The sequence below is a fragment of the Nodularia chucula CCY0103 genome (genome assembly GCF_963923915.1).
GTDB lineage: Bacteria > Cyanobacteriota > Cyanobacteriia > Cyanobacteriales > Nostocaceae > Nodularia > Nodularia chucula.
Genome location: NZ_CAWUOL010000027.1, coordinates 21,027 through 37,248 on the forward strand (window position 1 = coordinate 21,027; position 16,222 = coordinate 37,248).

Annotated in this window: 13 protein-coding genes and 1 tRNA gene; 8 read left to right on the plus strand and 6 right to left on the minus strand. The window is 39.8% G+C overall.

The window, feature by feature from the left end:
- Positions 1-220: 220 nt before the first annotated feature.
- The 3 genes from ACM0OP_RS10090 to ACM0OP_RS10100 form a co-directional block, all read right to left on the minus strand.
- Positions 221-826 carry a TetR/AcrR family transcriptional regulator gene (locus ACM0OP_RS10090; RefSeq protein WP_414528279.1) on the minus strand — a complete coding sequence of 202 codons (606 nt, stop codon included), beginning with the start codon at positions 824-826 and terminating at the stop codon, positions 221-223.
- Positions 827-931: 105 nt separating this feature from the next.
- Entirely contained in the window at positions 932-1,423 is a 492-nt protein-coding gene (locus ACM0OP_RS10095; RefSeq protein WP_414528280.1) for a GNAT family N-acetyltransferase, read from the minus strand.
- A gap of 141 nt (positions 1,424-1,564) precedes the next feature.
- Positions 1,565-2,587, minus strand: coding sequence for a hypothetical protein (locus ACM0OP_RS10100; protein ID WP_414528281.1), 1,023 nt, complete (start codon positions 2,585-2,587; stop codon positions 1,565-1,567).
- Between the two features lie 308 nt (positions 2,588-2,895).
- Between ACM0OP_RS10100 and hisC the strand changes: the two genes are divergently transcribed.
- Complete coding sequence (gene hisC / locus ACM0OP_RS10105; RefSeq protein WP_414528282.1) at positions 2,896-3,948, plus strand: histidinol-phosphate transaminase; 1,053 nt, start codon at positions 2,896-2,898, stop codon at positions 3,946-3,948.
- 46 nt (positions 3,949-3,994) lie between these two features.
- On the opposite strand, the gene ACM0OP_RS10110 is transcribed toward hisC, so the two are convergent.
- Both ACM0OP_RS10110 and ACM0OP_RS10115 read right to left on the minus strand, forming a co-directional pair.
- Positions 3,995-5,089, minus strand: a complete 1,095-nt coding sequence (locus tag ACM0OP_RS10110; RefSeq protein WP_414528283.1) for a glycosyl transferase — start codon at positions 5,087-5,089, stop codon at positions 3,995-3,997.
- Between the two features lie 131 nt (positions 5,090-5,220).
- Positions 5,221-6,408, minus strand: a complete 1,188-nt coding sequence (locus tag ACM0OP_RS10115) for an aminotransferase class V-fold PLP-dependent enzyme (protein WP_414528284.1) — start codon at positions 6,406-6,408, stop codon at positions 5,221-5,223.
- Between the two features lie 230 nt (positions 6,409-6,638).
- Between ACM0OP_RS10115 and ACM0OP_RS10120 the strand changes: the two genes are divergently transcribed.
- Positions 6,639-8,138, plus strand: coding sequence for a TM0106 family RecB-like putative nuclease (locus tag ACM0OP_RS10120; RefSeq protein WP_414528285.1), 1,500 nt, complete (start codon positions 6,639-6,641; stop codon positions 8,136-8,138).
- 259 nt (positions 8,139-8,397) lie between these two features.
- Here ACM0OP_RS10120 and ACM0OP_RS10125 read toward each other — a convergent pair whose 3' ends face one another.
- Positions 8,398-8,823, minus strand: coding sequence for a hypothetical protein (locus ACM0OP_RS10125; protein ID WP_414528286.1), 426 nt, complete (start codon positions 8,821-8,823; stop codon positions 8,398-8,400).
- 286 nt (positions 8,824-9,109) lie between these two features.
- On the opposite strand from ACM0OP_RS10125, the gene ACM0OP_RS10130 reads away from it, so the two are divergent.
- The 6 genes from ACM0OP_RS10130 to ACM0OP_RS10155 all read left to right on the plus strand — a co-directional run bounded on the left by ACM0OP_RS10130 (position 9,110) and on the right by ACM0OP_RS10155 (position 16,128).
- Complete coding sequence (locus ACM0OP_RS10130; RefSeq protein WP_414528287.1) at positions 9,110-10,405, plus strand: NAD(P)/FAD-dependent oxidoreductase; 1,296 nt, start codon at positions 9,110-9,112, stop codon at positions 10,403-10,405.
- Positions 10,386-10,922 (plus strand): DoxX family protein, encoded by a 537-nt coding sequence (locus ACM0OP_RS10135; RefSeq protein ID WP_414528288.1) that lies wholly within the window; start codon positions 10,386-10,388, stop codon positions 10,920-10,922. Before ACM0OP_RS10130 ends, ACM0OP_RS10135 begins: the two co-directional genes overlap by 20 nt.
- A 77-nt stretch (positions 10,923-10,999) precedes the next feature.
- Complete coding sequence (locus ACM0OP_RS10140) at positions 11,000-12,175, plus strand: esterase-like activity of phytase family protein (protein ID WP_414528289.1); 1,176 nt, start codon at positions 11,000-11,002, stop codon at positions 12,173-12,175.
- Between the two features lie 262 nt (positions 12,176-12,437).
- On the plus strand, positions 12,438-14,045 hold the full coding sequence (locus ACM0OP_RS10145; RefSeq protein ID WP_414528290.1) for a serine/threonine protein kinase: 1,608 nt from the start codon (positions 12,438-12,440) through the stop codon (positions 14,043-14,045).
- A 374-nt stretch (positions 14,046-14,419) separates the two neighbouring features.
- The gene (locus tag ACM0OP_RS10150; protein WP_414528291.1) at positions 14,420-15,913 is read left to right on the plus strand and encodes a serine/threonine protein kinase; all 1,494 of its coding nucleotides are present in this window, start codon (positions 14,420-14,422) and stop codon (positions 15,911-15,913) included.
- 141 nt (positions 15,914-16,054) lie between these two features.
- Positions 16,055-16,128 (plus strand) — tRNA-Asp (locus ACM0OP_RS10155).
- The last annotated feature ends 94 nt before the right edge of the window (positions 16,129-16,222 follow it).

Sequence of the window (16,222 nt, forward strand, 5' to 3'; positions counted from 1 at the left end):
TGCGGTAACGCAACTACCTCCGGGCAGGGGGAAAGTTAACGCTAAAGCCCTTCGGGCATGGCTGCGCGTCGGGGGAGAGAACCACCTCTGGGTTAGATACCGCAAGGAGTCTAATCTAAGTGGACTCTTTGAACCAAGAATCCTCGCACCTTTAGGTCGGGGAGTGTCAAGCAGGAGTCCTAAACTTCTAAAACAACCCAATATAAGAATGATAACAACATCACATATTCACAGCAATACCACGGACAAAAATATCCACAGAAGTGTGAATATAATCGTGAGAACTGTAGCGATTTTGCTGATATTTGGCGGTACGGCATAACATACCAGCTAATAGCATCCCCGTAAACATATCAACTGCTGGCTGAGGATCAAAATCTGTCCTCACAGTACCTTTTTCTTGACTAACTTCTAAGTAAGCAACTAACTTATCACCCAAAGGCTTCGCCGCATCTTGAATTATTTGTCTAGCCGCTTCTGGATGGCGTTTAGCTTCTCCGATAAAAGTCCGAATCAAATCTTCGTAGGCTTGCAGCATAGAGTTATAAAGCAGGGCATACTTTTTTAAATCTACATCCAAATTATATGTCCAAGCTTCTGGGTGAGCTAAGGCTTCTGTTTGCAAGGCTGAGACATTTTCAATTACTGCTTTCAGGAGTTGTTCTTTGCTAGCAAAGTGGCGAAATAAAGTCACCTCATTCACTCCAGCCACACGAGCTATTTCACGAGTAGTTGCTCCTTGAACACCTAAACTAGCAAATACTTGTGAGGCTGCTTCTATTAAACGTGTACGGGTAAGAGAGGATGAGCGGATAGTTCTAGTCATTTTGCTAGTCAATACTTGCCTCAATATTATGAGATTTTGTCAACAAAATTGTCAAATCAGTCAAACAAGTTTACAGATTTTTACTAAAGTTAAAGCATAACTTGGTCAAGCACTAGTCAAAGTTTTACTCATTTTGGTAACTGGTACAACGATCCCAGTTCTTAACTGCTGGGGCGCTCTTTTAATAGCAGTAAATCCCAGTTTACAATAAAATCCTTCCGCATACAGACTAGCAGTTGTGATCACTTTGTTTATACCTTGGTCGGCGGCCTGTTGACAAAAATGTGTAACTAAAGCTCGTCCTATACCTTTACTTTGATAACCAGGATGTACATATAATCTAATTAATTCATCAACAATGAAACTAGCAAAACCTGTGATCTGATAATTCTCCAAAGCGACAAAAAAAATTTCGGCTTGCATACTATGCAAAATATATTTACTATTAGGCTTATTGAGATAATTACGCCAAGCTAATAGTTGTTTGCGGGTGTAGAAGGTTGTGGGTAGAGCTTTGATAGCAGCAATATGAATTGCACTCATTACCCACGCATCGCTCCTTTGGGCGAGTCGCAGAAATATTTTCTTATCGCTCATATAGAACCCATTTGATTTCTTATAGCTTGCGTGGCGTAGCCATATAATCTCGGCATAACACAAGAAGGGTTTTCCCCACTCCCTACTCCCCATTCCCTACTCCCCAATTACTAGCCCCAGGCCAAAGCCTGTGGGCTGATGCTATTTCTCCTCTTCTTTTGCAGCCTCTGGAGAATGCTTTTTAATCACTGGTTTAGGTAAATTACTAGCAGGCTTGGGCTTATCCTTTTTCGCTGGTTGGGGGAGGGTGGCTTTGTTCTTTTTCGATTCTTGCAGTGCTGTGGCTTTATCCTTTTTCGATGCTTTGAGAAATCTGGGTGCAGTTTCTTGGGGTGGCGCTAAGAGTGCGAGAAAACCGAAGACATTCCGCCCAGGTAAAAATTTGGCTTTCAGGGAGACAAATACTGGATGTCCTTGGTCTTCTTTTTCCGCTTTGGGATTAAATCTAAAGGGTCTGACTGGTGCATCTTTCCAGAATAAAGGTAGATGGCTAGCCTTCATGAATTTTACCTTTCTCGTTGGCTCGGCTTGCTTAATATATTCGAGTCTTTCACGAGTAAAGTTGCGGAAAACAGAAATGCAGGGAGTTTGACAGACGGGGATAAATTGCCATAGTCCGGAAAATTTAAACTCGTTATCTTCTAACTCTGCGGAAACTGTCTGTTGTTCTCTTCCCCTATCAAAGCCTACTAACTGAAAAGTCATGGTGTGGGGTTGGTCTTTCCGTGGAAAATGAACGGCTTTAGGATAAACAACTAGTCTAAAAGTACGGTTCCCAGTTGTTTCTATTTCTTTGCTGAGAGCGTCAAATACTTTGCGTTTTTGGGGAATATAGAAGAGCGGGTATTCAAAAGTACCAATGGTGACTGTATTTTTACCATCTGTATTTAAGTTTACATCCCCGACAATTACCCCAATAGCTTGAAATATTGCGCCAGATTCTTCAATCTCTTCCTGAATTTCACTGCTGTCAGTATCACTGTTGTCAGTATCAGTAGTTACTGCTTCAGCTACTTCTTCAGTTACTTCTTCAGCTACTGCTTCAGCTACTTCTTCAGTTACTGCTTCAGTTACTTCTTCAGTTACTGCTTCAGTTTCCAGTGGGGTTTGAAGTTGAGTTTCAGCCTGATTTAACTCATTGGGGTTAGGTTCAGTAGATGACATAGTTGTTAGTTTTTTGTTCGAGCAATAATTTTTGGAGATAGAGGTGCATTTGATAGGCTGAAAATATCCCATAAGTACACACCAAACAATTTTACATACAAGTTGCTAAACTACCCTTGGTAGTGAGGTAGTGAAAAATGGGAGGAATTTAGCCTAAGCAAAAGCTAGCTTATGCTAACACCAACTAATTGCCTGGAAGCTAATGCTCTCTCTGTGAGAAGGTTATAGCTACTTGACATCCTTTCACAGCTAAAGCCAAGGAGATTTTTAGAATCACTCGGTAGATATTTTCAGAACTAGTATGACCCATGACCAACTATTTTCGCTCTAATATCGACGGAATGGCTATTTATATCCCCGGTGAACAGCCGCCACGGGGGAAAGATATCATTAAACTTAACAGTAATGAAAATCCTTATCCTCCCTCGCCTTCTGTCCTAGCTGTGCTGAAGAATATTCAGGGGGAATGGTTGCGACGCTATCCAGAACCGTTGGGGGGAGAGTTTCGCAGAGCTGCAAGCCAAGTCTTGGGTGTTCCTAGTGATTGGATTATTGTGGGGAATGGTAGTGATGAAGTTCTGAATTTGGTGATGCGGGCTTGCGTTGAACCGGGGCGAAGGGTGGTTTACCCGATACCAACTTATGTTTTGTATGTGACTTTGAGCCAAATGCAGGGGGGGGAAGTGGTGGAAATTCCTTATGGTGAGAATTACCAGTTACCTCTGGATCCACTAATTGCGGCTAATGGTGCTGTGACATTCATCGCTTCGCCTAATAGTCCTTCGGGGCATATTGTACCAATTGAGGATTTACGAGAGCTAGCAAGCCGTTTATCTGGGATTTTAGTGATTGATGAGGCTTATGTGGATTTTGCGGCGGAGAATGCTTTGGATTTGGTGAAGGAGTATGAGAATGTCATTGTGATTCGGACACTTTCTAAGGGTTATTCTTTGGCTGGTTTACGCTTGGGTTTTGGTGTGGCAAATCCGCAGTTGCTGCATGGGTTGTTTAAGGTGAAGGATAGTTATAATATTGATGCGATCGCCTGTGCTTTAGGAACGGCGGCAATTATTGATCAAGATTATAAAAACGCCTGTGCAGCAAAGGTGACAGCATCCCGGATTGAATTGGCTCAGGAGTTAAAAAATTTAGGTTTCTATGTTCGGGATTCTCATACTAATTTTTTGTTGGTACAGCCTCCCCACAACAATGCGGAATATCTTTATCAACAGTTAAAAGCCCGAAATATTTTAATCCGCTATTTCCCACAGCCAGGACTGGATGATAAGCTACGCATTAGTGTTGGTACAGATGCACAAAATAAAATTTTAGTAGAAACACTGACTACAATTTTATCTTAGTTATAATTTTAACTCTGCCTACTCCCTACTCCCTACTCCCTACTTTCTACTCCCCACTCCGTACTATTCTAAAATACTCAATGACAGCGTGGGCGATCGCCTCATTCCCATCTTTAGCTAAAGGTTGAGTTTGCTGTGGTATTTGGGGTGTTTGATGTAGAAAATCCCAGTTATCGTCAAAAAATTCTGAGGGAGTCAGGATTTGATGCTGATTGTAATTAACAATACCAGATAACAAAAACTCAGCTTCCGCAAAGTCATCTCGCGGAATGGTAACTATGGGTAAATCCAGTTTGGCTGCTTCCGAAAAAGTGCTGTAACCAGGTTTAGAAACCACACGCCCACATATTGGCATAAAATCCACCGGGCGATATTTCTTGTCGCTAATTTTGCAAACATTTGGTAAATCAGGTGCAGATTTATCAAAAACAATAAATTGCCAATGGGGGAAATTTCCTAAATTATCGTAGGGAATTTGTTGTACACCCAAACCGCCGAAGGTAAGCAAAATCGTTTTTTCTCTCGGCGCAGTAATTCCCCAATCAGCGCGGAGTTGATCGTTGCTGTAACGCGGAGAACCTCCAGTCAAGCCCACATCTGTAATATTACCGAAAGTTGACATGGATTCGTGAAAAGGTAAGCGAAACAGCTTGTCACACTGGGAATAACATTCACTAATCCAATCTGCAATGGGAATAAATTCCCCTCCCCAATCTCGGTAGATGAAGTCCCAGCCAAAATTGCTCATCATCCAACAGGGAATATTTGCGGCTTTGGCGAATAAAGGTGCTAAAAACGGGATATCTGCCAAGATTAAATTTACCCGGTTTTGACGGATAAAATTGACTTCTGAGGCGATTAAAGAGTTTTGGTTTTTTTTAATATCCTGCAACTTGGCTAAAGTCGCCGGTTTATCCATTGTCAAGCTATCTGACTGCACCACCCCTAAATCAAAAGCGCGGGGACGATGAATAAAGTCGCCTTCTATGTAGCACTCTAGCAACCACCGGGGAGCAGTTGTCACCATAATCAGCAAAATTTCTGGACATAATTTTTGAATTGTTGCTGCGACAGAAGCTGTGCGCGTCGCATGACCAAAGCCGTGGTTTGTAATAGCTACGTATAAAATAGGACGATTCATTGGGGGAGTGGGGAGTGTGGGGAGTGTGGGGAGTGTGGGAGTAGAACTTCTTTCTTTCTTTCTTTCTTTCTTTCTTTGTGTACTTTGCGTCCTTTGTGGTTCGATAATTCCGATCTAATCAAGAATTGAAATTATTTACCAAACTTTTGTACACCCTCAATTAGTTGGTCAATTTCTGATTCCAAAGTTAAGTAATGAACCGTGGCGCGGATACAATCAGGGTCAGCTATTGTGCGGGTTAAAATTTCTTGGGTTTCTAAGAATTGCACTAACTGAAAATGCAGTTTTGGTTGTGAATGGGTGAGTTGAAAAGACACTATCCCGCTTTCCGGTGGAAAGGTTCGCAGACACTGCACATCGGGGAGGTGTGTTAATTGTTGCCACAGATATTCACTGTTACGGCAAATTTGCTGATAACGTGCTTGTGCGGTTCCCCATTGCTGATGAATGGCGATCGCCTCAGTTAAACCCACATATAATGATGTAGCTGATGTTGATACTTCATATCTTCGGCCATCCGGTTGCCAATTTATCGGTTGACTGTGACTATCCACAACAACCCCACGCAAGCCAATAAATGTCGGTTGTAATTTTTCTCTAGCGGTAGGACTGACATATAAACCACCCACACCCGCAGGACCACATAACCATTTGTGACCTGTAAAGGCGTAAAAATCTGCCCCCAATTCGGTTAAATTTAACGGTAATAAACCCACAGACTGGGCAGCATCGACTAAAGCTAAAGAATTATTTTTCCTGCATACTTCAACGATTTTGTCAATAGGTAAAACTTGTCCAGTATTCCAGAACACATGACTTAAAATTACTAGGCGAGTCTGGGGGCGTAAGTTTTCCGCAATCACAGTCACGGGATCGCCAGCGTTTAAAGTTGCTTTCAGGGGACAGGTAGTAACTTCTACAGCAAATCTGCGGGCGATTTCTTGGGATGCTGCAATTACTCCTGGGTGTTCGCAGTCAGAAAGTAGGATATGGTCGCCAGCACGCCAGTCAATACCCCACATGGCAATATTACAGCCCACAGTGACATCTTCTGTCAGAGTAATGGTTTCTGGTGGTGCTTGCAATTCTCCGGCGATCGCATCCCGGAGATTTTCCTTAGCTTGGCTAACTTTAGCATAGGCTTGATTACCAAAAGGGCCAAGTTGTTGAATTTCCGCCTCACCTTGAGTAATAGCATCCATCGCCCCTTGAGGCATCGGCCCTTGTCCACCATAATTAAGATAAACCTTATTCCCTAAAGCCGGAAATTGGGCGCGATGTTGATCTAATTTAGTTTGTGTAGCAGGAATATTAGTCATAAATACTTCAAAATAGGGATTGTTTTAAAAGTTAAGAGAAAAGAAACCACAGAGTACACTAGGAAATGAGTTTTATAGAAACCGCCAAGGGCGTTAGGACATAAAATAATCATAAAACTTAGACACAAAAAGGCTTTTACCCTACTCCCTACTCCCTACTCCCTACTCCCCAGCTATAAAAGTGTTCTTGGTCGTAACCAGATTTAGGGAATTATTGTTAACTTAAAGGAATGTTAATCAATGCCGAACACCTACTGCAATATCAACGCTGTAAACGCCGACCTGTTTTAGATGCTCACGGCGATAGACCCCAGCGTGCTGCTCCTAACGAGTTGTTACTCAAGTTACAACAGGATAAAATCGCTCATCGTATGAGTATTTTGGCAGACTTGAGTGATAATCACAAACCAGATTTCCCACGGGGGGACTGGAAAGCAGGTGCATCAGCGACTTTAGAATTAATGCAGCGTGGAGTTACCTACATTTATCGCGGTGTACTGTTAGCTAATTACCAAGATTTGGCAAATGGGGAAGATCAAGATGTTTCCCTATGCTGTGAATATCCAGAATACACCTTTCTCAGCCGTCCCGATTTACTTGTCAAACAGCCTGGTGAGTCTCGGTTTGGCGATTGGATGTATGTCCCCGCTAATATCGAGTTGGGTAAGCGTCCTAAGCAAGAATATCAAATTGTGGCAGCGTTTCACGCTCAAGTGTTAACAAAGGTACAGGCAAAAATACCGGAAACAGCTTGGTTGTTGTTACGGAGTCAAGCCAGAAATTATACAGTGGATTTATCTAAATGGATACCACAAATGCAGGGGATTTTACTGGAATTTCTCCAAGCATTAGAGTTAGCTGAACCCCCAGAAGTGTTTATTTCTCGCCAAAAGTGTAATCTGTGTCATTGGTATAATCAATGTTATGCGATCGCGCAATCACAGCAACACCTTTCTTTGTTACCAGGAGTTACACCTGTTCGCTACCATCAACTACGGGCTTTATCTATTCACACTGTGGAATCTCTCGCTGATACCAGTCCTGTGATTTTGGAAAATCTCCCTGGTTTTGACAGAACTGTTTCACCCAAGCTGATTGTACAAGCCCAATCTGTCCTACAAAAACGCCCGTTTATTTTACCTAATGCTTTACCAAGAGAAGATATTATTTTTACCTCTCCTGTAGAGATGTATTTTGATATTGAAGCACAGCCAGATTTAGATTTAGATTATCTGTTGGGAATTTTGGTAGTTGATAAGCAAGCTAATACAGAAACATTTTATTCATTGTTGGCGGAAAGACCAGAAGAGGAAGAGTTAATTTGGCAACAATTTCTTGATTTAGTTTGGCAATATCCCCATGCGCCAATTTATCATTTTTGTGCTTATGAAGTTGATACAGTGAAACGACTGGCGAAACTTTACCAAACTCCTAATGCTTCAGTGCGTCCGGTGTTAAATCGGTTTGTGGATGTATACGAACAATTAACTAAAAGTGTGGTGTTACCTATAGAAAGTTACGCCTTGAAAGCCATTGCTAGGTGGTTGGGTTTTGAATGGCGTGAAAAGGAAGCTAGCGGTGCTAAATGTATTTACTGGTATGATCAATGGCTGGAAACTGGCGATCGCACTTTGCTAGAAGTGATTCAAAGTTACAATGAAGATGATTGTCGCGCTACCCGTAATGTTAAGGATTGGTTGGTAGAATTTGTCCAACTAAATTTGGTTTAAGAGGATGTTTTAAAAGTTTTAGGCGAATATAATATGGCTACGCTTCGCGTTAGCGATAAGCTACTACACAGGCCAAGTCCATCTGCGTGGACTAATGGAAAATCAAGGTTTTTTAACCCGCGCAGGCGGGTTTAGTTTGTGTAGCCGCGACTTCTAGTCGCCAGGGCTAGTAATAATCGATACTTTACTTCAGGTAAAAGACAGGTGTTATCCTCAAGCGCCCAAATTAAAGCGCAAGTATCAAGCAATAGCTTCATTATTATTCCATACCAAATTCAGCTAGAATATCCTTTGATAAATCATCGAAATCTTCGGACATTCTGACCTTACCTTTCCATATACCTAGAGGACGAGTAAGTTTTTCATCCTTGGCAGACTTTTGATTTAATGGTTCTACTTGAGATAAACTCACATCTTTTACAGTTTCTCTCATGACAGACCAATTATGCAAGGTTACAGGGTGGGAATATAAATTTTCTTGAGGTATTACAGTTCCATAACCAGATGCAGACATTTTGGAAATATGTTCTACATTTTCTACCCAAGTAGGATAAATATAGTTAAAATTTGTCTGATTTTTGTTGGCAATTATTGCATTAATTGTTTGTTGAATAACTTTTAACTCTGAATTACTAAAATCTGGTAATAATGATAGTATTGTTTTGAATTGTTGTGAAGTGTACATAATGCTACGGGTGTGAGATTAACTATTTTTAGCCGTGAAAAACTGAAAAATTAATGGCATCACTACCTTATTATATAAGACTCCTATTTGATTTCTGTTGGCGTAGCCTGCGCTTTGCGCTGACAACTGAAAGCGATCAGGGGGCTAAGATGTACCTTATATAATTGGAAAGAGAATTTTACAGAGCAAATTTTCTACCTCTAGTAGAGAATAATATTTTTTCTAGAAATAAAAATTAATATAGTGTATATAAACTTAACCAACTAGCTGAATTAGGAGAGGAAATTTGAACACTCCCCGCATTGTCATAGTTGGCGCTGGATTTGGTGGATTGCAGGTAGCCCAATCTTTAGCTAATTCTGGGGCGGATATCTATTTAATTGATCGTCATAATTATCACACTTTTGTCCCACTGCTTTATCAAGTAGCCACAAGTCAATTAGAACCAGAGTATATTGCTTACCCCATTCGCACCATTTTACGGCGGTTCTCTGGGAAAAGATATCAGCATAAGCCGAAAACGCGGTTTGTATGGGGGGAAGTACAACGCATTGATTTTGCAGCCCAAATTGTGCAAACAGATGACTGTGCGATCGCCTATGATTTTTTAGTAATTGCTACTGGGAGTAAAACTCAATATTTAGGTGTGACTGGCGCAGCAGAATACGCTTTTCCGATGCGGACTTTAGCAGAAGCAGTGAAATTACGTAATCAGATTTTATCTTGTTTACAACTGGCTAGTCAGGAATCAGATCCAGATATCCGCCAACAACTACTGACATTTACTATAGTCGGGGGTGGTGCTACAGGAGTAGAAATGGCTGGTGCTGTCATAGAAATGCTGCGGGGTAAATTGCGCCAAGATTATCCCACACTGGATTTAAAACAAGTCAGATTAATTGTCATCCATTCCGGCGATCGCCTATTAGGAGAATTTTCCCAAAAACTCGGAATTTACACATACAGAAAATTAACTAAATTGGGAGTAGAAATTTACTTACAAAGCCGAGTTAACCAAGTTACTAAAACATCTGTACATTTACATAACAACGAAATCATCCCTAGCGCCACCGTAATTTGGACTGCGGGATTAGAAGCCAACTTTCCCCCAACATCAGCAGACATATCCACCGCCAAAAAAGGCAAATTATTAGTTCATCCCACCTTACAACTACTAGAACACCCCAACGTCTATGCAATTGGGGATTTAGCTTATGTAGAGCAAAATAATACGCCATTATCTGGAGTAGCGCCCGAAGCACTTCAGCAAGGTGTCACCGTCGCCGGTAATATTCAACAACAACTGCGAGGTAAATCACCCCAACCCTTTAGCTACTTCAACAAAGGGAGATTAGCCATTATCGGCTGCTATTCTGGAGTAGGAAAAATTGGTAACTTTGAATTTACAGGCTTTTTAGCTTGGTTAATGTGGTTAGCCGTTCACCTAGTATATTTACCAGGATACCGGAGTCGCTTGCTAGTTTTACTCACTTGGCTGTATACATATCTACTAAACGATCGCGCCGTTCGCTTAATTTTGCCCATTTCCGACATTGAGAACCATGAAAGATCATCAAACTAACATTAGTCTCAAAGCCCAAGATATTGCGATCGCTTACCTCTTGCTACGGATTCTCATTGGTGTCAACTACTTTAATCATGGATTTACCCGCATCTTTGATATCCCAGAATTTGCAGAAGGTATAGTTGAACAACTCAAAGATTCTTACTTTCCCCCATTTCTTGTCAGAATTAACTCCTACCTCGTTCCCCCAGTAGAATTAATTGTGGGAATATTAATCACCATCGGTTTAGCAACACGTAGCGCCCTCATCGCCACATTTATCTTAATGATCATCTTAAAAATGGGCGTTACCTCAGTCCAGAATTGGGGTGCGGCTACATCCATGATTAGTTATGCTTTAGTCCTGTTTATCTTACTAGCTGGACATAGTTTTGATATTTACTCAATAGATCATTGGCGAAAAAAATCAAAAACCACTACAAATTCTACTGAACCAAGTACAAACCAATTCCGCCTATTATTTAACAAACTGACCAAAAAACGCCGTAAACAACATCGTTCCTACCTCCGCTAACTTGAGAATATTAGGGTGTGTTGTTCCATAGCGCAGCGCACCATTTTAAATTTATTAAGATAACCATAAAAAACTAGATGAAAATAATTAAAAAAAAGTTATTTTTACAACTAATTATTTACATTATTTTTCCCATTATCATCATCAGCTTTTTTCTGAATAATTCCTATACAAATTCCTTTGAAATTAGCAAAATTGAGTTTATAGGAGAAGCCACAATACCGCAAAAATCAACCTTAGAAAATACAGAAATTGGTGGATTATCTGGAATCACCTACGACCTTAAAAACGACCTCTATTATGCAATCTCCGACGACCGGGGACAAAAAGCACCAGCCCGATTTTACACCCTCAAAATAGACCTGAGCAAAGGTAAACTAGAAAACGGTGATGTTGTTCCTGTCGGTGTAACTACTCTCTTAAATCAAAATAATCAACCCTTTATTTCCGGAGAAACTGATACAGAAGGTATTGCTTTCACCAACCGAGATACTGTGTTTATTTCGTCAGAAGGGGATGTCAGACAATTAATTAAGCCCTTTATTCAAGAATTTTCCCTTACTGCTGGTAAATTACTCACAACATTACCCATACCACAGAAATTTTTACCAGATACAAACAGTCAGCAAGGTATCCGCAACAACTTAGCCTTTGAAAGTCTCACCATTACACCCGATCATCAGCATTTATTTACAGCCACAGAAAATGCGCTCATTCAAGATGGAGCAGCAGCTAAACCCAATACTGGCAATTCCTGCCGAATTTTACAGTACAATCTACTTACTAATTTACCAGAAAAAGAATTTTTATACCAAACAGAACCAGTATCCCAAACCCTCAATTTAACTGGTACATTTGCCAGTGGATTACCTGACTTATTAGCTTTAGATAATCATGGAAACTTTCTCAGTCTAGAAAGGTCTTTTGCTGGTTGGGGTTTCGCCATTTCCCTATTTCAGGTATCCTTAGCAGGAGCCGATCAAATTCAAGATATCCCCAGCCTTTTAGCTGTTGACTCCGAGAAAATTCAACCCGTTAATAAAAAACTGCTCTTGGATTTGAGAACTCTGGATGTATCATTAGACAATATAGAAGGCTTAACCCTTGGATCTCGCCTCCCTGATGGAAAGCACTCATTAATCCTGATTAGTGATGATAATTTTCATCCTCTCCAACGTAACCAAATTCTAGCCTTCAAAATTACCGTAGAATCACCAATTATGAGGTTGTTACGGCGTTTGATTCCTGGTTGAGAATAAAACCCTTGCAATTATAGAACTAATATTTGATTTCTGTTGGCGTAGCCTGCGCTTTGCGCTTACAAGTGACAAAGCTGTTTCCCACTCCCCACTCCCTACTCCCCACCTACGCAAGTAAGTTTAAAAATCAAAGCCGATTACTCTAGATAGTTTCCAGCTTTTTGCCTGCTGTAGCACTAATATTATTGCGGTATTTTTGCAGATATTGGTATAATTTTGACTAAATAAATTATTTCATAGCATAAAGCTTCCAAATATGCCGCAGCAAAAAAGCGAAACAGATGTTTACATTGGCAAATTTTTGAACAATCGCTATTTAATAAAAAGTCTGATTGGTTCAGGAGGAATGGGTAGAGTTTACCTAGCAGAAGATTTAGCCAAAGGAAGAATACAAGTTGCTGTCAAAATTTTGGTAGTGAGTCTAGGAAGTGAGAAAATATCCCAACGCTTTGCTAGAGAAATTTTTATTGGCGCTCAACTAGGCCGTAAAAGTAAAAATATTGTCCGTGTTTTGAGTTATGGGATGACAGATGACAAAACACCTTTTTATGTAATGGAATATTTGCAAGGTCAAAACTTAAAAAAAATCCTGAAAGTTAAGCCATTGACACTTAAAAGATTTTTATATATTTCTTATCAAATCTGCTTAGGATTACAACACGCTCACCAAGGTATCAGCTTTAAAGGTAAGGTTTACCCCATTCTTCATCGAGACATTAAACCAGAAAATATATTTATTACTCAAGATGCTAAACAGGGCGAAATTGTGCGGATTCTTGATTTTGGAATCGCCAAATTTTTAACCGAACGCAGTGGGGTGACAGTTACTGATTCTTTTGTTGGTAGTTTACCTTACTGCTCTCCAGAACACATGGAAGGAAGTAAATTGCTGGATGTCCGCTCTGATATTTATAGTTTAGGCGTTTTAATGTTTGAAATGCTTACAGGTAAACATCCCTTTAAAACCCCAAGTCAATCCTTTGGTAGTTGGTATCATGCTCACCATTTTCAACACCCACTAGGGTTTGAAGAAGTTAACTCACAGGTCAAAATACCACTAGAATTACAACAATTAGTCTTGAATTGTTTAGCAAAAAAACCACGCGATCGCCCACGAAATATTACTAAAATTCTCGCAACTTTTAAACAAATCCAGTTCCAAATAGTCAAGAATCAAACCATACAGGATAGTGAAATTAACGAAAATTCATCTTCTGTACAATTAGTCCCTGTCACCTCAGAATCAGAAAAAGAATGTTGGAAAAAAACCTGGCCGAAACATAAACCTATTTCTCCCATTGCTTTTCCGCACTTGTTGCGTACTAAACAAGGTTTATTACCAACTTTCTGGGCGATGTTACCCCAAGCAGAAATTTCTCAATTGATTGATAAAACCCATCGCACTGAATTGATTGGGAAAATGGATATATATCCTATGTTATTATGGGTAACAGTATTGTTTGATACTCAATCTTCTTTAGTACGCTGGCTATCTTTTTTCTTGGATATGAGAGATCCTCACGGTCAAAAGATTACGCGTGTTTTAGTCGATACAGGCTATTATCATCTCCTGTTTTTTGCCATTGAAAATCCAAATCATTGCGCTCATGTGATGACTTTAAATTTAGCGGATAGTCAGCGTCAAGAACTTACTGACTGGCTAATGCTGAAACTCAAACCCTATGAATTGATTTCTTCTAGTCAAGCTAAAAATATTTTAAAAGCCGAATACAAGAAATTAAAACTGCAAATTCTCAAAGAAAATTCAGGGACTACTACAACAGAAAAAAATCCTTGGAAAACTTGGGCTTCAAATTTGTTATGTCAAATTTTTCAAACTTTTTCCCATCCGGAAAACCACTAATCAGTGATTAATTAATATATTATAGAACTACTATTTCATTTTTTTGCCTGAGCTTGCCTTAAGTAGTTCATCATCAATAATTAAAAGTTTCTAGTTAGCGTGGTTTTGGGGGTCTACCCCATGAATGACTAAGAGTCGGGGTTTGAGTCCTGAGTTAAGGGCTAAATTACAATATTTTTACATCACTTCTCATAGTTAGCTTTATTTTAACCAACTTACTTATGCACTTAAAAGCTTATCATAAAACAAAAAGGTTTACCCCAATCTCTAACTACTCAAACTATCAGAAATTAAACTAAATTAAACTAGATTACTCTAATAGTGATAAAACTATATATAATCTAAATAGTGTAGGAAAAACAGAGGTTGTAAAATTGAACCCAAGTGCATTTGCTTCCCCACAGCATACTGCTTTGCTCGCTAACCGCTATCAGCTCAAAAAGTTGATTGCTAAGGGGGGAATGGGTGAAGTTTTTCTGGCGGATGATATTTTATTAGGTGGTATACCAGTTGCTATTAAGTTTTTAGCAAAAACTGTTGCTAGTGCCAAAATAAAACAGGCGTTTATTCATGAAGCTTTAGTGAGTGCAGCTTTAAGTCAAAAAAGTTTACATATTGTCCGAGCTTATGATTATGGTGTGAGTGAAAGCGGGAAACCTTATTATGTGATGGAATATGTGAACGGTAAGACTTTAAAAGATTTGATTCCCACACCTTTACCGCAATTTGTGCATCTGACAAGGCAAATTTGTTGGGCTTTAGAATGCGCTCATCAAGGTATTGATATTGATGATAGAATATGTCCTTTAATTCATAGAGATATTAAACCAGCTAATATATTAGTGGTTCCTGATGCGATATTAGGTGAATTAGTCAAAATTTTGGATTTTGGGATAGCAAGTTTTTTAAACTATACCGCAAAAGTTAGTAACCATCAACAATTTTATGGGACTCTGCCTTACGCTTCCCCAGAACAGTTGGACGAGGGAGAATTAGATAGTCGTTCTGATATTTATAGTTTGGGTGTGGTGATGTTTGAAATGCTCACAGGGAAGAAACCTTGGGAGCCGGAAACAGATTTATTTGGCGCTTGGTATAAAGCACATAACTTTCAAGAGCCACGCGCGATCGCACAAGTAGAACCCCAACTACAACTACCTCAGCAAATCAATGATTTAATCATGGCTTGTCTAGAGAAAAAACCCAGCGATCGCCCCCAAAGTATGAAAGAAATATTACAAATTTTAAATACTGTAGAAAAACAAGTACCTTATGCTGCACCTACAACTCCAGCACCGAAATTTCACCACCAACCGCCAGTTTCTGGGTTAACCCCAGCTATAGAGAAAAAATGCGGGGAACTCACATGGCCAAAAAATAAACCTATCCTGGAAATTGTTTTTCCCCACCTGCTGAATACTGCACAGCCAAGTATTGTCACCATCTGTTTAATGTTGTCTGCACAAGAAATTAATCAACGTGCTGGTGATTGTCAGTTGCATAACGAGTTTATTTGGCTGAAATCTCCTCATCCCATGTTGCTCTGGGTGACAATTATCCAGACTCCAGCCCTGGGTTTTAAGTGGCTCCCCTGTTACTTAGATTTACAAAATCCGCAAAATCATCAACTGGTGGATTCATTAGTCACTCATGAACGTTATCCAGTAATTTGCTTTACCTTAGAATCACCCCACTCCTGTGCCAAGGTTCTCAGCAGCTACATCCCAGATGAAAAAAGGGAAAAGTTAAAAACCTGGGTACTAGAAAGTAAAAATATACCCCCCTCAAATCAAGCTCATGTGAGCAAAAATCTCTTAAAACAACAGTATAAACAGATGCAATCTCAAAGGTTGCAACAAATGGTATGAATGTGGAAATAAATAAAGCTATGTGTTATTTTATACTGTAATAACTGTATTGAAATAGCTGTTGAAAAAAAATTCCTTTCTTACCAAAAAACACTTGACAAATGCAAGTTAAACAGCCATAATAGTGAAGTTGGAAATCAAGGGACTGTAGTTCAATTGGTTAGAGCACCGCCCTGTCACGGCGGAAGTTGCGGGTTCGAGCCCCGTCAGTCCCGTTATCATAGCGAGTAATAATTTTTAAGTTCCCTGGCAGTATCTGACTGGGGATATTTATTTATAGGAACATTGATCATCCTTTCTGAAAAAGAG

Coding starts and splice junctions, on each gene's coding strand:
- hisC (WP_414528282.1), top strand. CDS start 2,896: ATGACCAACTATTTTCGCTCTAATATCGACGGAATGGCTATTTATATC.
- ACM0OP_RS10090 (WP_414528279.1), bottom strand. CDS start 826: ATGACTAGAACTATCCGCTCATCCTCTCTTACCCGTACACGTTTAATA.
- ACM0OP_RS10110 (WP_414528283.1), bottom strand. CDS start 5,089: ATGAATCGTCCTATTTTATACGTAGCTATTACAAACCACGGCTTTGGT.
- ACM0OP_RS10120 (WP_414528285.1), top strand. CDS start 6,639: ATGTTAATCAATGCCGAACACCTACTGCAATATCAACGCTGTAAACGC.
- ACM0OP_RS10115 (WP_414528284.1), bottom strand. CDS start 6,408: ATGACTAATATTCCTGCTACACAAACTAAATTAGATCAACATCGCGCC.
- ACM0OP_RS10140 (WP_414528289.1), top strand. CDS start 11,000: ATGAAAATAATTAAAAAAAAGTTATTTTTACAACTAATTATTTACATT.
- ACM0OP_RS10125 (WP_414528286.1), bottom strand. CDS start 8,823: ATGTACACTTCACAACAATTCAAAACAATACTATCATTATTACCAGAT.
- ACM0OP_RS10135 (WP_414528288.1), top strand. CDS start 10,386: ATGAAAGATCATCAAACTAACATTAGTCTCAAAGCCCAAGATATTGCG.
- ACM0OP_RS10100 (WP_414528281.1), bottom strand. CDS start 2,587: ATGTCATCTACTGAACCTAACCCCAATGAGTTAAATCAGGCTGAAACT.
- ACM0OP_RS10095 (WP_414528280.1), bottom strand. CDS start 1,423: ATGAGCGATAAGAAAATATTTCTGCGACTCGCCCAAAGGAGCGATGCG.
- ACM0OP_RS10145 (WP_414528290.1), top strand. CDS start 12,438: ATGCCGCAGCAAAAAAGCGAAACAGATGTTTACATTGGCAAATTTTTG.